15 protein-coding genes and 1 riboswitch are annotated in these 16,451 nt (G+C 44.0%); of the genes, 3 read left to right on the top strand and 12 right to left on the bottom strand.

Going from position 1 to position 16,451, the window contains the following annotated elements:
* Positions 1 to 157 precede the first annotated feature (157 nt).
* The 4 genes from FB6_RS00605 to prfB form a co-directional block, all read right to left on the bottom strand.
* Positions 158 to 1,438, bottom strand: coding sequence for a 3-deoxy-D-manno-octulosonic acid transferase (locus tag FB6_RS00605; RefSeq protein WP_174558143.1), 1,281 nt, complete (start codon positions 1,436 to 1,438; stop codon positions 158 to 160).
* 263 nt (positions 1,439 to 1,701) lie between these two features.
* Positions 1,702 to 2,784, bottom strand: a complete 1,083-nt coding sequence (locus tag FB6_RS00600) for an alkene reductase (RefSeq protein WP_174558142.1) — start codon at positions 2,782 to 2,784, stop codon at positions 1,702 to 1,704.
* A 44-nt stretch (positions 2,785 to 2,828) separates the two neighbouring features.
* Positions 2,829 to 3,128 carry an ArsR/SmtB family transcription factor gene (locus tag FB6_RS00595; protein ID WP_174558141.1) on the bottom strand — a complete coding sequence of 100 codons (300 nt, stop codon included), beginning with the start codon at positions 3,126 to 3,128 and terminating at the stop codon, positions 2,829 to 2,831.
* Between the two features lie 156 nt (positions 3,129 to 3,284).
* A protein-coding gene (gene prfB, locus FB6_RS00590; RefSeq protein ID WP_174558140.1) for a peptide chain release factor 2 occupies positions 3,285 to 4,380 on the bottom strand; the annotation gives its coding sequence in 2 pieces (ribosomal slippage) (positions 3,285 to 4,307 and positions 4,309 to 4,380; 1,095 coding nt in all).
* 181 nt (positions 4,381 to 4,561) lie between these two features.
* Between prfB and FB6_RS16535 the strand changes: the two genes are divergently transcribed.
* The 3 genes from FB6_RS16535 to FB6_RS00580 all read left to right on the top strand — a co-directional run bounded on the left by FB6_RS16535 (position 4,562) and on the right by FB6_RS00580 (position 6,495).
* Complete coding sequence (locus FB6_RS16535; protein ID WP_254592173.1) at positions 4,562 to 4,870, top strand: putative porin; 309 nt, start codon at positions 4,562 to 4,564, stop codon at positions 4,868 to 4,870.
* Between the two features lie 20 nt (positions 4,871 to 4,890).
* Positions 4,891 to 5,382 carry a porin gene (locus FB6_RS16530; RefSeq protein ID WP_254592172.1) on the top strand — a complete coding sequence of 164 codons (492 nt, stop codon included), beginning with the start codon at positions 4,891 to 4,893 and terminating at the stop codon, positions 5,380 to 5,382.
* Between the two features lie 324 nt (positions 5,383 to 5,706).
* Complete coding sequence (locus FB6_RS00580; protein ID WP_174558139.1) at positions 5,707 to 6,495, top strand: putative porin; 789 nt, start codon at positions 5,707 to 5,709, stop codon at positions 6,493 to 6,495.
* Positions 6,496 to 6,568: 73 nt separating this feature from the next.
* Here the strand turns inward: FB6_RS00580 and recJ are convergent, their stop codons facing one another.
* The 8 genes from recJ to FB6_RS00540 all read right to left on the bottom strand — a co-directional run bounded on the left by recJ (position 6,569) and on the right by FB6_RS00540 (position 16,449).
* On the bottom strand, positions 6,569 to 8,272 hold the full coding sequence (recJ, locus tag FB6_RS00575) for a single-stranded-DNA-specific exonuclease RecJ (protein ID WP_174558138.1): 1,704 nt from the start codon (positions 8,270 to 8,272) through the stop codon (positions 6,569 to 6,571).
* Positions 8,273 to 8,929 carry a pyridoxamine 5'-phosphate oxidase gene (gene pdxH, locus FB6_RS00570; protein WP_174558137.1) on the bottom strand — a complete coding sequence of 219 codons (657 nt, stop codon included), beginning with the start codon at positions 8,927 to 8,929 and terminating at the stop codon, positions 8,273 to 8,275.
* Positions 8,930 to 8,938: 9 nt separating this feature from the next.
* The gene (gene glmM / locus FB6_RS00565) at positions 8,939 to 10,270 is read right to left on the bottom strand and encodes a phosphoglucosamine mutase (RefSeq protein WP_174558136.1); all 1,332 of its coding nucleotides are present in this window, start codon (positions 10,268 to 10,270) and stop codon (positions 8,939 to 8,941) included.
* Between the two features lie 118 nt (positions 10,271 to 10,388).
* Complete coding sequence (gene guaB, locus FB6_RS00560) at positions 10,389 to 11,855, bottom strand: IMP dehydrogenase (RefSeq protein WP_174558135.1); 1,467 nt, start codon at positions 11,853 to 11,855, stop codon at positions 10,389 to 10,391.
* 131 nt (positions 11,856 to 11,986) lie between these two features.
* Complete coding sequence (locus FB6_RS00555) at positions 11,987 to 12,352, bottom strand: YkgJ family cysteine cluster protein (protein ID WP_174558134.1); 366 nt, start codon at positions 12,350 to 12,352, stop codon at positions 11,987 to 11,989.
* A 95-nt stretch (positions 12,353 to 12,447) separates the two neighbouring features.
* A complete protein-coding gene (locus FB6_RS00550; RefSeq protein ID WP_174558133.1) occupies positions 12,448 to 13,245 on the bottom strand; it encodes an MBL fold metallo-hydrolase in 798 nt (265 codons plus the stop codon).
* 184 nt (positions 13,246 to 13,429) lie between these two features.
* Complete coding sequence (locus FB6_RS00545; RefSeq protein WP_174558132.1) at positions 13,430 to 14,008, bottom strand: TMEM165/GDT1 family protein; 579 nt, start codon at positions 14,006 to 14,008, stop codon at positions 13,430 to 13,432.
* 76 nt (positions 14,009 to 14,084) lie between these two features.
* Positions 14,085 to 14,230, bottom strand: a riboswitch (yybP-ykoY riboswitch).
* Positions 14,231 to 14,463: 233 nt separating this feature from the next.
* On the bottom strand, positions 14,464 to 16,449 hold the full coding sequence (locus FB6_RS00540) for a 2-oxo acid dehydrogenase subunit E2 (protein ID WP_174558131.1): 1,986 nt from the start codon (positions 16,447 to 16,449) through the stop codon (positions 14,464 to 14,466).
* Positions 16,450 to 16,451: the final 2 nt, after the last annotated feature.

Here is a 16,451-nt window from a genome sequence, read left to right as displayed (position 1 = left end):
CGACAGGGATGTCGCCCGCTGATCTGTACAGCATGGATGCTCTATCAGATCAGCAAAGTATTTTTGCTACTTTTGATCCCTCAAAAGTAGCGATTGCCTACAAATCAGCATTGAAACTTTTCTGTCAAAATGAGGCCGTATAGTGCATTTGAAATATTTAAATATACTGATCAATAACAGCAATATGTTTCTGCAAGGAACCTGAATTCTTCTGCATAATCACTTTCGCATTTTGACTGATCTCGGCAGCCATTTCCGGTTCATCTAAACATTGCATCAAAAGCTCTGCCACTTGCGTAACATCTGGACCCACCAACAAGGCCTTGGCATCTATAAACTCATCGACAATACTTTGGAAATTAAAATAATTGGGACCAATCACGGTCGGCACATCCAAAGCCATCGGCTCTAAAATATTGTGTCCACCCCCCGGCTGATTCAGCGAGCCACCGACAAAGCAGGCATCCGATAAGGCATACCACAACCACATCTCTCCCATCGAGTCGGCTAAATACACCTGCGTATCGGCTTGAATGGTTTGACCCAGACTGCGACGCTGAGTAGTTAAGTTTAAGCGTTGTGCCGCTTGAAACACTTCATCAAAACGTTCCGGATGACGGGGTACCACTATCACCGCTATTTCCGGGTGTTGCTCTAAATAAGGCTTTAGTGCACCCAATAATTGTTGTTCTTCAGGCGCATGGCTACTGGCAATGGTGATGATTTGACGCTGCGCTAAATTCCAGTCCTGCTTGAACTGCTGGGCTTGCTGGACAAACTGTTCCGGGGCATGAATATCAAACTTGATACTGCCGACCACTTGGGTTACAGACGCTACAGCCCCTAATGCAATAAAGCGTTGGGCTGTGGCCGTATCCTGTGCCAGCAGTTGCTTTAGACCCTTTAACATCGGTCGGGTCAGACTTGGAACTTTTCCATACCCGTTTGCAGATTTTTCCGAAAGTCGGGCATTCACCAGCAGGCAAGGTACATTGGATTTTTGTGCTTGATCAATCAGGTTCGGCCACAGTTCCGTTTCGACCAAAACTAGCATTTTCGGTTGATACTGATGAAAAAAGGCCGCAACCAGAGATTTCTGGTCTGCTGGCAAATACACGGCCTGAAACAAATGCTCATAAGGCGCTTTTAGAAACAGGGATTTGGCGCGTGCCTGACCGGTTTTGGTGGTATTTGTGACTAAAACCGGATGACCCAATTTTAAATAGTGTTCAATTAAGGGCTGGGCAGCATTGGTTTCTCCGACCGATACCACATGGAACCAGATCGTGTGCTGATTTTTTACAGCTTGAAAGGGACCAAAGCGTTCAAGGCTTTCCTGTTGATATGCCTGTACATTTTGCGCACGTTTTTTTATTCGCCATTGATACAATGGTTTGACGATGGCAAGTACTGCGTTATACCAAAAAGGAGTAGCCAAACAAAATGCCCCAAAATAGATTCGATCGGCAAATATAACAGAGCTAGATTCAGTTGTTAAAGTTTATTCGTGAACGATTTGTTGTTGAAATAAAAGCAAGTCACCCAAAAATCGATGACCATAACATGGATGTCATCGTAAGACTGCGAGATCAAGACATCTGGCAGATGACGATTTTTCCAATTTTCCGCATAGCATACTTTTAACTTTTTAAATCAAAAATCAGGCTGTACTCATCGGTTTGGAGCACAGCCTGCATACGATTACGCAGTGACTTCAGCAGAACTTTCTTCTAAAGTTGGATAATCAATATAGCCTTCAGCGACTTGCGAGCCAATCATGGTTTCCAGTACCAATTCATTCAAAGGTGCATCTGCCAACAAGCGTTCATAAAGATCCGGATTTGCAATATAGGCCTTACCAAAAGACACTGCATCGGCTTGACCCGATTGCAATAAATCCATTGCATCCTCACGGCTCAAACGCATATTGGCAATATAAGGCACACCGCCTGAGCGCTGTTTCATATAGTCGCTGATGCTGTCCTCAGCCAGATATTCACGGGTAAAGAAGAAAGCAATCTTACGTTTACCCAGCTCCTCCAGTACATAACCAAAGGTTTCTTTAGGATTGGCATCCCCCATATCATGTTCATCGCCACGCGGTGCCAGATGCACACCCACACGACCTGCACCCCAGACTTCAATCAGCGCATCCACCACTTCTAATAAGAAACGGGCACGGTTTTCAACGGATCCGCCGTATTCATCTTCACGCAAATTTGTTTTGCTTTGCAAGAACTGGTCAATCAGATAACCATTCGCCGCATGCAATTCCACACCGTCAAAACCCGCGGCTTTGGCGCGAATCGCCGCCTGTTTATATTGCTCGGTAATGGCTTGAATTTCTGATATTTTCAGTGGACGTGGCACCACATATTCACGTTTTGGACGCAACAAACTGACATAACCCGCCTGCTGTACGGCACTAGCCGAAACCGGAGTTTCACCCTCCAGCAAATCCGGATGCGAAACCCGACCCACATGCCATAACTGCGCAACAATCAGACCGTCTTTGGCATGCACGGCCTCAGTGACCTGCTTCCAGCCTTGTGTTTGTGCGTCTGTGAATAATCCTGGCGTATTTAAGTAGCCATTGGCTTCTTCAGAAATCACTGTTGCTTCGGAAATGATTAAACCGCTACTTGCACGCTGTGCGTAGTATTCAGCCATCATGGGTGTAGGAACACGGTCAGCCGTTGCACGACTGCGTGTCAGGGGAGCCATGATCACACGATTTTTAAGTTTTAAATCGCCCATTGACAAGGGGGTAGAGAATTCAGCCATATTCTGCCTCTTCACTCAGGCTGTAAATTACTTCATATTTTGATTTACAGTGAGTTTTTTAGATAATCAATATATTGCTGAATCAGAGCTTCATTGCGGGAAAAATACGACCATTGACCATATTTTTCCGCCTGAATTAAACCTGCCTGCTGTAAAACGGACAAATGATTTGACATGGTCGATTGTGAGACCTGACCGAGTTTCTCGATATTACCTGCACACACACCACGATTAAAGCCCCCGCACTGCTCTTCTGACAAGAACTGTTCAGGATTTTTCAGCCATTCCAAAATTTGACGCCGGGTCGGATTGGCTAAGGCTTTAAAAATTAAATCGATATCCATAGTTCAGACACGTTGAATTAAACATTAAAAAATGAATGAAAAAGCTCTATTCAGCATGTTGAATCTAATATATCGTATTTTTTCGATTTTAATATCGATTATTTTAGATATATTTTCAAAATACCCACAGAGCTTTGTTTTTAAAAAAAATTTAAATTAAAGACCTTGCTTTAAGCTGGCTTCAATAAATTTATCCAGATCACCGTCTAGCACTGCACCGGTGTTGGAACTTTCCACACTGGTACGCAAGTCCTTAATCCGTGAATCATCTAGTACATAGGAACGAATCTGGCTGCCCCAACCGATATCGGACTTGGTATCTTCCAGTGCCTTCGCCGCATCATTACGTTTTTGCATTTCAAGTTCGTACAATTTTGCACGTAACTGTTTCCAGGCATGGTCACGGTTGGCGTGTTGCGAACGCTGGTTCTGACAGGCCACGACAATACCGGTCGGTGCGTGCGTTAAACGTACCGCAGAATCGGTTTTGTTAATGTGCTGACCACCGGCACCGGATGCACGGTAAGTATCGGTACGGACATCTGCCGGGTTGATGTCAATTTCAATGTTGTCATCGACTTCAGGCGATACAAACACCGCAGAGAACGACGTATGACGACGATTCCCCGAGTCAAACGGAGACTTACGCACTAAACGGTGAACGCCTGATTCGGTACGCAACCAACCATAGGCATATTCACCTTCTACACGAATCGTTGCCGATTTAATCCCGGCCACATCACCGTCTGATTCTTCCATCACTTCGGCTTTAAAACCGTGACGTTCAATCCAACGCAAGTACATACGAAGCAGCATAGACGCCCAGTCCTGTGCCTCTGTACCGCCTGAACCAGCCTGAATTTCCACATAACATGGATTTGGATCCATTGGATTACTGAACATACGGCGGAATTCAAGTTTAGCCAGTTCAGCTTCGGCAGAATCGAGTTCGCCTTGTACATCCACCAGCAAACTTTCATCATCGGCTTCTACAGCAAGATCAAGCATCGCCTGTGCATCATCTAACTGTGTCGCCAAACCTTCTAAAACATTAATAACGTTTTCAAGCTCACCTTTTTCCTTGGCCATAGCTTGCGCACGGCTTTGGTCATTCCAGATCGCCGGATCTTCCAGTTCACGAAGAACCTCTTCTAAACGCTCTTTTTTCAGATCGTAGTCAAAGATACCCCCGTAGTGTCAGACCACGGTCGTTTAAGTCTTTTAATTGGTTTAGATAAGGATTAATTTCCACGTGAATGTCTCTCAATCAGAATATTGGCTTAAATAGCCAGCAATTATAACACAGTGCAGCGATGCAGTTTTAGAGGGCAATGCGCTAATAAGCGTTGACTAAAATGGCTTTTTTATCAACAATGTGCATGCTTTTTAAACATTATTACAATTTTCTTACAACAATAAGCTTTGGGGTTTTTATGAAACGCACACTTTTGGCACTCGGTCTTGCTGCAATTGCATCTTCAAGTTTTGCTTATAATGCGCAACTTGATGGGGGCTTCACCTATATCGATGTAAACAATAATAATGTCGATACTGTGACGCTTACAGAAATACAGGGCACCTTCTATTTCAACCCAGTGGCAACAAAAAATACACCCTTAAATGAAGCCGCATTCTTGGGCCATAACAGCAATGCTTACCTTGGCTATAATTACATATTTACCGAAAGTCCGGACTTTCAAATTCTAGGTAGAACATTGCAAGCTGAGGGTCGCACGCACTGACTGGTGGAATCGAATACTTTGTGGAACAATTTTATTTCAATGCTGAACTTGGCTTTGACCAATCCAATGTAGAAACCAAAGTAAATGGCTTTAAAGTTTCAGATGAAGATGATGATCGCACCAATTATAAAGCCCTAGTCGGTTTTATGCCTTTATCCAACCTGCTACTGGCTGCAGGTATTGACGGTTATCAAGGGGATCAGGATGATGACAATAGCTTTGCAGTCCGGGCTAAATATGTCGCACCGATGGGCCAAGGTCAATTTTTAAACTTGGAAGCGGACGGTAGCTTTGGTGATATCGATGACGTGACTATTGGCGCGGACTATTATTTTGACCAGGCGTTTAGCTTAGGGGCTGCTTATAACATTCAGGATGATGGCAAAGATGATGTGAATTTCTTCTCGATTCGTTCTAAATATTTCATTAATTCTAATTTTGCATTGGGTGGTGAAGTCGGTTTTGGTGATGATGTTCAGTCCTTCAACATTAACGCAAGCTATCGTTTCTAAATAAAAGAAAAGTACTGAAAATCGTCGATAAAAAGCACTCTTTGCTAAGGGTGTTTTTTTATTTTTAACTTATTAGTATGTTACAAAATACTTAATTTTTTATTAAAAATTCATCTAAATCCATAAACAATCCACAATTTTAATAAAACAAAACATTAAAATAAATTATTAATATTCAGTAATTTATAAAAAACAAATTACATAATCTTACGCTGGACACATTTCTGTAACCTGAGACAGGTTGACCAAATTTCATTTTACTCTAGACTAAAAGTTGTAACAAAAAATGTATTATTTTTAACCATAATTTGAGGGGAAGTATCCATGAAAAAATTAGCCATTGCTTCAGCACTTCTTTCTGCTTTAGCAGTCACAGGTACAGCAAACGCATACCAAGCCGAAGTTGGTGCATCAGCTTCTTATATCGATCCTGATAATGGTGGTTCAGGTAGTGCTTTGGGTGTAGATGGTACTTATTACTTCAACCCGGTTCAAACGCGTAATGCTCCACTTGCAGAAGCAGCATTCCTTGACCGTGCCAGCAACGTCAATGCTCACGCAACATTTGCTGACCGTGGTGATGTAGATGACAATACCTATGGTGTAGGTGCTGAATTCTATATTCCAAACTCAGATTTCTATTTAGGTGGTGATGTCAGCCGTAACAACACTGAATACCGTGATGTACTGGGTCAAAAACATGACTTTGATACCACTTATTATTCAGCTGAAGTCGGTTACCTTCCAGCACCGGGCTTGTTAATTGCCGCTGGTGTAAAAGGTTATGACAACGACAAAGATGATGGTGTAGATCCAACTGTTCGTGCTAAATACGTTACTCAGTTAGCGAATGGTAAAGACATCAACCTGGAAGCAGGTGCATCATTTGGTGATCTTGATGAATACAATCTTGCTGCCGACTACTTCATTGATAAAACAGTCAGCGTGGGTGCAGATTACTACAACAACGATTTGACTGACCAAAGCGAATTCGGCATTAATGCGCGTAAATTCTTTACTCCGCAAGTCAGCCTTGAAGGTCGTGTAGGTTTTGGTGAAGTCGGTAACAACGATTACAATTCATTCGGTGTCGCTGGTAAATACCGCTTCTAATCAAGCCGAGTATTACTCCACAAAAAAACCGCTCAACTGAGCGGTTTTTTTCTTTAGGGCTACTTACAATCCCCTATTGTTCCAGATAGAGAATCCGCAGCTGTAAACTGACATTGCCATTAAATTCATTTTTATCGATTTCATAGACCAGTCGCACCTTGTCCTGCATGGCATCAAATTCAAATTTTTCTTTGGCATTAAATGCAATGGCTTCCACAATTTGACCATTATCCAAAGCCAAACGCAGCTTTAAATGAATTTCCTTAAGCCAGCGGTAATCCAGCACTTTGAACACCCCTTCAAAAATGGGCGATGGAAACTTTTGTCCCCATGGGGTTAAATTCTGCAGAAAATCCACGGTTGCGATTTGAAAATGAGCTGTTGGCAATTCTCCATCGGTCCATAAGGTGGCATAAAACAGCGACTCATCCATGTTCGAAATCAGTTGTTCAAAAGCCAGTTTAAATTCATCAAAATGCTGTTTCTGAATGGTCAAACCTGCCGCTGCAGCATGTCCGCCAAAATGACTGACCAAATGCGGATGCTGTTCCGCAATCAGTTCAATGGCATCACGAATATGCACACCTTCTATGGAACGAGCCGAACCTTTAATATGAATGCCATCTTCATCTGGGGCAAAAACAATACTCGGACGATGAAACTGCTCTTTCAGACGACCAGCGACAATCCCAATCACACCTTGATGCCAATGCGGTTCAAACAGAATCAAGGCGGCAGGCAGATGTTCCTGATCCAGTTCCAGTCGCGCCAGTTCGGAGAGCGCCTCCTGCTTCATCTGGCTTTCCACCTGACGGCGTTCGATATTCAGCTGATTCAATTGTTGAGCCAAAGGATAAGCAGTTTGCAGATCTGCCGCCAGCAGACATTCAATGCCAATATCCATGGTTTCCATCCGTCCGGCCGCATTAATCCGGGGACCTAGCACAAACCCCAAGTCTTGTGCCTTGAGCTGAGCCGGCTCACGTCCTGCAATATCCAATAAGGCACTGATCCCGGCACGGCACTGGTTTTGCTGAATCCGTTTCACACCCGCATCCACCAAAATTCGGTTGTTATAATCCAGACTGGCGACATCGGCATAAGTGCCTAAGGCCACCAGATCGAGATACTGAGCGACCTTCGCACTTGATTTGCCCAATTTGGCCCGATAGCTCGACAGATTGGCCAGCAAATAAAATGCCACGCCTACTCCGGCCAAGGCCTTACTTGGAAATTCACAGCCCAACTGATTGGGATTGACCACCGCTTCCGCAGGCGGAGTGGCTTTGGTGGTAAGGTGATGATCAGTAATAATCACCTGCATACCATGCGCTTGCGCCTGTTCAACCCCAGCATGACTGGAAATCCCGTTATCTACTGTAATCAGCAGATCTGGCTGATAGGTGGTAAAAGCCAAATCGGCGATGGCCGGAGTTAAGCCATAGCCATATTTAAAACGGTCAGGCACCAGATAGTCGACTTGGGCGCCCATATCTCTCAGCGCCAGCACCATGAGTGTTGTACTGGTTGCACCATCTGCATCATAGTCCCCAACAATCACGATTTTCTTGTGCTGATCAATCGCCTGATCCATCAGCTCAATCGCCTGCTGCAAACCTTTCATGCTCGGCGCGAGCAGATGTTTGAGTTTCAGCTCAAGTTCTTGTTCCGATTGCACACCACGGCGCGCCAAAATTTGCGCAATAAACGGCGACACGCCCTGAAAATTTTCAGGGCGTGTAATCAAAGGGCGTTGCTGAATCAGGGTTTTAGGCATTTAAGGCATGAGTCGTTGTAATTTCCATGTACCGTCGATTCTTTCATAACTCAGGCGGTCATGTAAACGGTTAGGACGGCCTTGCCAAAACTCATAATAGTCCGGTTGCAAACGATAGCCTCCCCAGAACACCGGTTTAGCCAGCACCGCTTTTTCCGTCACCCGATCTTGCAAGGCCTGGAAACGTGTTTGCAGCTCTTCTCGGCTGACAATCACGCCGCTTTGCGGAGTGCTGATGTGTGCAGCAATTTGGCTATCACGTGGACGCTTATGATAATACTCAGTCGATTCCTCTAAAGAAATTTTCTCAACCCGACCACCGACACGAATCTGACGTTCTTGCTCAGGCCAATAGAACAGCAGCTCTGCATAAGGATTTTCCGCCAGATCCAGACCTTTTTGACTGTCATAATTGGTATAGAAGTCATAACCTGCTTCAGTTGCACCACGCAACAAGACCGTCCGCACATGTGGACGCCCTTGCGCATTTGCCGTTGCCAATGACATGGCATAGGGTTCATGCAGTTTCGCTTCCAAAGCATGGTTAAACCAATTCAAAAACTGCTGATGTGGCGTTTCCGCCACCTGAGTTTCGTGTAATTCCCCTTTTTGGTAACTTAAGCGCAGTTCGCTTAGGTCTTTAATCACATCAGTCATCTTGTTACCTTAAGCAGCGTTGGCACGTACGGTATCTGCCAGCTGGTTGGCTAAAGCAGTTACTTCCTGAAGATTATCCCCTTCCACCATCACACGAATCACTGGTTCTGTACCCGACTTACGAATCAGTAAACGGCCACGACCTTTCAGTTGGGCTTCTACTTTTTCAAACTCGCTCACCAATGCAGGAACACTGTAGGGATCAAACATATTGTCCAGACGAACATTTACCAGCACATTCGGCAATAACTGGAAACCTGCAACCAATTCATGCAATGCTTTTTTCTGCTCGACCATCACTGTCAGTACTTGCAAGGCAGCAATAATGGCATCACCAGTGGTGCTCTTATCTAGAGTCAGAATATGTCCTGATGGTTCTCCACCAATGGCCCAGCCTTTTTCATCCAGTGCTTGTAACACATAACGGTCACCGACTTTGGCACGTACAAATGGTACTTTAGCCTGATCCAAGGCCAGTTCAAGCGCCATGTTACTCATCACTGTGCCAACTATGCCAGCAGGTTTATGGCTGCTTTGAGTGGCTAAAATATACAGGATATGGTCGCCAGTGATTTGTTCACCGTTTTTATCCACCATAATCACGCGGTCAGCATCACCATCAAAGGCAATGCCTAAATCGGCCTGATGTTCAACTACGGCTTTTTGCAGATTTTCTGGATGGGTTGAACCACAATCCTGATTGATATTCAGGCCATCAGGCTCGTTATACAGTGCAATGACTTTAGCGCCCAACTCTTTAAATACCGATGGACCGACGTTATAAGCAGCGCCATTAGCACAGTCGACCACAATTTTTAAATTACTTAAATCAAAATGATACGGGAAGGTCGATTTACAGAATTCGATATAACGACCATTGGCATCTTTAACCCGCACACTTTTACCCAGGTTTGCGGTATCTTCAATTTTAAGTTCATTTTCGAGCTCTTGATTAATCGCATCCTGTAATTCGTCCGGCAGTTTTTTACCTTCGCCGGAAAAGAATTTGATGCCATTATCAAAATACGGGTTATGCGAAGCTGAAATCACAATGCCCAGACTGGCATGTAAAGCACGGGTCAAGTGCGCAATCGCCGGTGTTGGTAATGGACCTAAAAGATGCACATAGACGCCCGCTGCATTCAAGCCGGCCTGTAATGCAGATTCCAAAATATAACCAGATAGACGAGTATCTTTACCCAAGACTACAATTGGCTTTGATTTTTTACTGTATTGTTTTAAAACTTTACCTGCTGCAAATCCTAGTTTTAATGCAAATTCAGGTGTAATTGGAAGCTCCCCAAACTTTCCACGAATACCATCTGTACCAAAATAACTCATGTTCTACTCACTTCTTGATGGTGATCTAAATCATCACTTTTTACTGTAAATACTTTACACCAAAATCAAAAAAGCCGTCATAAAAATGACGGCTTTTCATGACTTTGATTACGATAAATCAACCAACGCGATAGTTCGGTGCTTCTTTGGTAATGGTCACATCATGCACATGTGATTCAGACATACCAGCAGCGGTAATTTTCACAAATTTGGCATTTTGACGCAGGTCATTCACAGTCGCAGAACCGGTATAACCCATCGATGAACGTAAACCACCCATCATTTGATGCACGATGTTACCCATCGGACCTTTATAAGGTACACGACCTTCAATACCTTCCGGTACCAATTTTTCAGCGCCAGCTTTAGAGTCTTGGAAGTAACGGTCAGCAGAACCTGTTGCTCCGGCCATTGCACCTAATGACCCCATACCACGGTAGGCTTTGTAGTAACGACCCTGAAAGAATTCAACTTCACCCGGTGCTTCTTCAGTACCAGCCATCAATGAACCCACCATGATGGTGCTTGCACCCGCGCCAATCGCTTTCGCCATATCGCCAGAGAAGCGGATACCACCGTCAGCAATTAAAGGAATTTGTTCTTTCAATGCATTGGCAACACTGTCAATCGCAGAGATTTGTGGCATACCAATACCAGCCACAATACGTGTCGTACAGATTGAACCTGGGCCAATACCGACTTTAACAGCATCTGCACCAGCATCTAAAAGTGCCAAAGCAGCATCACCAGTAGCAATGTTACCGCCAATCACCTGAACTTGCGGGTAGTTCGCTTTCACCCAACGTACACGTTCAATCACGCCAGCAGAGTGACCATGTGCAGTATCTACAACAATGGCATCAACACCGGCTTCAACCAATGCTTCTACACGGCTTGGTGTTTCTGCACCAGTACCAACCGCAGCACCAACACGTAGACGACCAAGGTCATCTTTACAGCTGTTTGGATAAAGTTCCGCTTTACGGAAGTCAGTCACAGTAATCAAGCCTTTCAGCTCATTGTTGTCACCCACCACCAGAACTTTTTCGATACGGTTTTTTTGTAATAAGGCTTGGATATTTTCTTTAGATTCACCTTCGCGTACAGTCACAAGGCGATCTTGACCGGTCATAATATTGCTGACAGGTTGTTCTAAATTGGTTTCGAAACGTGTATCACGACCTGTCACGATACCCACAACTTTACCGTCTTTAACGACTGGTACACCGCTAATATTGTTTGCTTGGGTAATGGCAATCAATTCACGAACTGTGGTTTCAGGAGTCACGGTAATCGGGTCTTTCACCATACCCGCTTCAAATTTTTTCACACGGCGTACTTCTGCAGCTTGGGCAGCAATATCCATGTTTTTGTGCAGAATACCAATACCGCCATTTTGCGCCATTGCAATTGCCATACGTGATTCAGTCACGGTATCCATTGCAGCAGAAACGAGAGGGATATTTAAATTAATTCCGCGTGTTAAACGTGTCTTTAGCGAGACATCTTTTGGGAGAACAGTTGAGTAGGCAGGGAGTAATAGGACATCATCGAAGGTTAGCGCTTCTTGAACGATGGTCAACATAACAGTCTCACTGGTAATTTCCGTGCGCCATTATAAACAAATTTAGATTCAAATTTCATTTTTTATTGAATTTTTTTGAATCTGCATGCAGCCAACATCATCCCTACCAGAATTTTTCCTCAATCTTAAGCTTAACTGACCTGATCAAAATCATCGTCATTGGTCGATTCAAAAGATTCAACCTGAATAAAGGCGATCATGTTATGGGCTTTACGTGCCTTATTACATTGCTCATCGGCAATTTGCACTTCTTTACATGATGAACTGCGTGCTTCATACATCCCACAACTGACCTGTTGACCGATCTCACCCTTCAGGGCAATACAGCGCGGTGATTTTTGGTTGGTGCCTGTCATACACGAATAGACAGCATTTACAGGTTCAGTATAGTGTTTGGGCATAGCCAAACCTTCTGCCCAATAAAATGAAACCCGGAAATAAGCGCAGCACGCACCACAACTTAAACACGCATCCTGCGTAGGTACTTGAGACAACATTCTTCTAAATTCTCGTTATCTAATATATTTTTAGAGCGAAAATCTTAAAAAATGTTGCCCTTTAATTCAAGATTTTTTTATGCATATCCCGTTCATTATGCAGGACAGGTAAATACCGTTTCATCCATTAAATCGGTGCCACATTCCAAGGTCTCAATCCAGTCCAGGAACTGCTTAATCTGTTCCTTGCCAATAAATGGCGTACCATGCTGCGGTACGATCATTTCCACATCCATGCTGCGAACCATATTGACCCATAAGCGAATGACTTTATTGGAACACATATAACGTTGATGGAACCCTTTCATCTTTGGAATATGCGCAGCAAAGTTCTCCAGTGGTTTGGCCGCATCTTCCACCATGGATGCCCCCATGTCACCGGAGAACAAAATTTTGGCGATCGGATCGTAAAACTGGAAATTGCCGACCGAATGTAGGAAGTGTGCTGGTACGGCCACAATACTGGATTGCCCTAGAGGAATCACCTGACCATGATCTGGAAGTTCAATCAAACGATCCAGCCAGTTGCCTTTCATGCGGTCACTCATAAACGCCGAGTTCAAATGCGGTAAAAAGCGTGCCCATAATTTTGAGGCCACAACTTTGGCTTCGGTATAGACCAGCCAACGCGGCATAGAAGTAATGATATCGGGGTCTTGATGCGAGGCCATCACATAATCAAGATTGGTTAAACGAGTATATTTATTCAATTCCATAGTCAGCGGGACATAAGTCAAGTCACCACCCGGATCAAGGACTGCAGCACGCTCATGATCCAAAATTAGAAATTGATTCGCTTGTACACCTTCACCTTTAACCAAACTGGTAAAACTAATACATTTATGCGTACCATTATCAAATAGTACTTGTGATGTGGTGCGATCAAACGCCATACCCATTCCCCAAAATTCTCTTTTAAAAAATTAGACTTCTAATTCCCTATAACATATATGGAATGCTGCAAAGTTACAATAAATTTAAGACCAACATCATTAGAAATATCAATTAATTGAGAGCCATTTTCCACAAAAAAATCCCGATTTTTTAAGTCGGGATTTCAGTTTTTTAGGCTTATATTCAGAAAAAATAATGCTGTACTAAAGCTGCAACACCAATGATCAGAAACACTGCTGCGCCAATTTTGTGAATCAAAGCAATTGGCAGCTTTTGTGCCAGTTTATTACCTATAAATACCGCAGGTGCATTAACCAGCATAATGCCTAGTGTCGTTCCTAAAGTGACCCAACCAATACTGTCAAAACGCGCAGCTAAAGCGACTGTTGCAATTTGGGTTTTATCGCCAATTTCTGCCAGAAAAAATAAAACAAAAGTTGCACCAAATACACCGTATTTTTGCCATTTATTGATACTTTCAGTTTCATCATCCAGTTCATCTGGAATCAACATCCACGCCGCCATCGCAATAAAGCCGAGCGATACAATCCACAGCAGCACTGTTGGACTCAAAACCGTAGTAATCCATTGACCTAAAACAGCAGAAATACCATGGTTGACCACAGTAGCAAGAAAAATTGCAATGAGAATGGGTACAGGCTTTCGGAAGCGGGCTGCCAGCAATAAGGCCAACAATTGAGTTTTGTCACCCATTTCAGATAAGGCAACGACTGCTAAAGAAATCAGAAAAGCTGAAAGCATGATATGTTTCTCTGGCTAGCAATAACAAATACCAATGACTCACCGCTCCTGCTAGCCAAAAATCTGCAGAGTGGTAAATCAAAGGTCTTGCCAACAAGAAAAAAAGCTTTCATCAAAAGCCAATTGGTTCTTTGCTATGATGACCATGTTCTGTTGAACAATTATGTTGACCATCACCTTTTTACATTGCGTAAAAAGCGGCTACTCCCCAATGAAGTAAAAGCATTTTAAGCTGAAGTCAAAAAATTATCAAATTTATTCAATAAGTAGACAAATAAGAAGCTAAAAATTAGAAGTTATTTAATTGAAAATGATCATAAAGAAGAGGAACTTTAATTGCTTCTTGCTCTTATTCCCAATATTACAATCCGCATTGCCTACAAAAGCAAATACGAAAAAACCCCGCCGAAGCGAGGTTTTTTAAATGCTCATGCAAAATGCGCTAGCTACTTTTTCTAGAGCAATAAACTACGAATATCAGCAAGCAACTTGGTCAATTTGTGGGTAAAGCGTGCTGCATCTGCACCATTAATCACACGATGATCATAGGACAGTGACAACGGCAACATCAATTTTGGATCAAAGCCTGAACCATTCCAAACTGGTTGCATGGTTGCAGGTGAAATTCCCAAAATCGCCACTTGTGGCCAGTTTACGAGTGGCGTAAACGCGGTACCACCAATGGCACCAAGGCTAGAAATAGTAAAGTTCGCGCCTTGTAGATCTTTCGGTGACAATTTCTTATCACGCGCTTTTTGCCCCAACTCACCCAACTCAATCGCGATTTGCTTAATCGACTTTTGGTCTGGATTACGCAGTACTGGAACGGTTAAACCATCAGGTGTCGCTACTGCAATACCCATATGAATTTCATTTCGCAGCAATACCGATTTACCATCGTCTGCCAAGTGACCTGCAAAATCACGCTCTTCTTTCAGTAAATGAGCCACAGCTTTAATAATAAACGCCATGATGGTCAGGCTAATACCTTCTTTCTTAAAGTTGCCTTTAAGATCACCGCGCCATGCTTCAAGTTCCGTGATATCCGCCAAATCAAACTGTGTCACTTGCGGAATGAAATTGTTGAGTGACAACTGTGGAATCGACACTTGTTGCAAACGTGTCAAGGTTTTCTCTTCCACGCCGCCAAAGGCATCAAATCTTGGTAATTTTGGTAAGCCAGACACTTGAGCCACAGCTTGCGCAGCAGGCGCTGCCTGAGGTGCGGTTAAACGCGTTTTCACGAAAGCAAATAAATCTTCTTTCATTAAGCGTTCATGTGGGCCAGAAGCTTTCACTTCAGCCAAAACCACACCTAATTCACGCGCTAACTTACGTACCGCTGGCCCTGCATAAACTTTAGCATTCGCCGCATTTTGCTCTTTGGTCAGCTTATCTGCGCCTTGAGTTACTGGCGCAGCTTCCACTTTTGCCTCAGCTTTTGGCGCAGTTGCAGCTACAGGCTGTGCTGCGGCTTGAGTAGGCTTTTCTGCCACAGCAGGTGCAGTAGCAGCTTGACCCTCTGCTTCAATGGTCAGTAAAGCCGCCCCCTCTGAAACACTTTGTCCAAGTTGTACGTGTATCGCTGTGATCTTACCAGCTACAGTGCTTGGCACTTCAACAGTCGCTTTATCTGATTCCACCACAATGATGCTTTGGTCTTTTTCAACCACATCACCAACTGCCACCAAAATTTCTGCCACAGCCGCTTTATCAACACCTAGGTCAGGTACTGCAATTTCAACGGGACCTGACGCAGATGCGGCTGGCTCAGGTGCCGATGCAGCCGCTTGAGATACTGTCGCAGGTTGCGCTGCTTGTGCAGCCGGTGCAGGAGCACTTTCAACCACTGCAGATGACGCCGCTGTTTTCACAGTCAGAATCACCACGCCTTCTTTCACCACATCACCTGCATTGATGGTGATGGATTCCACACGGCCAGACACAGTACTTGGCACTTCTACAGTAGCTTTGTCCGATTCCACTACGATGATGCTTTGATCGACATCAATTTCATCACCCACAGCGACTAAAATTTCGCTGACAGTGGCTTTCTCTACGCCAATATCAGGCACTTGTACATCGACCACTTGCGATGCCGATGCAGTCGCTTGTGGTACAACTTCAACTTTAGGTGCTTCTGTTACAGACGCTGCTTCAACAGCTTTTACTTCCGGTTCGCTTTGTGAAGTTTCAGGAGCAGCAGTACTTTCGCCTTCTGCTTCTAACTCAATCAGTACCGAGCCTTCAGCAACACTGTCACCTAAATTCACGGCAATGCTTTTCACTACACCTGCTGAAGTGCTTGGCACTTCAACAGAGGCTTTGTCAGACTCTAACAGTACAATGCTGTCATCGACAGCAATGCTATCGCCAACTTTCACTAAGATTTCAGCAACCGTTGCTTTATCTACACCAATATCAGGAGTCGTAATTTGCATGC

The organism is Acinetobacter bouvetii (assembly GCF_902753875.1).
Classification (GTDB): domain Bacteria; phylum Pseudomonadota; class Gammaproteobacteria; order Pseudomonadales; family Moraxellaceae; genus Acinetobacter; species Acinetobacter bouvetii_A.
Note: the sequence above shows the minus strand (reverse complement) of the source record. Positions and strands in the feature narration are given on the sequence as shown.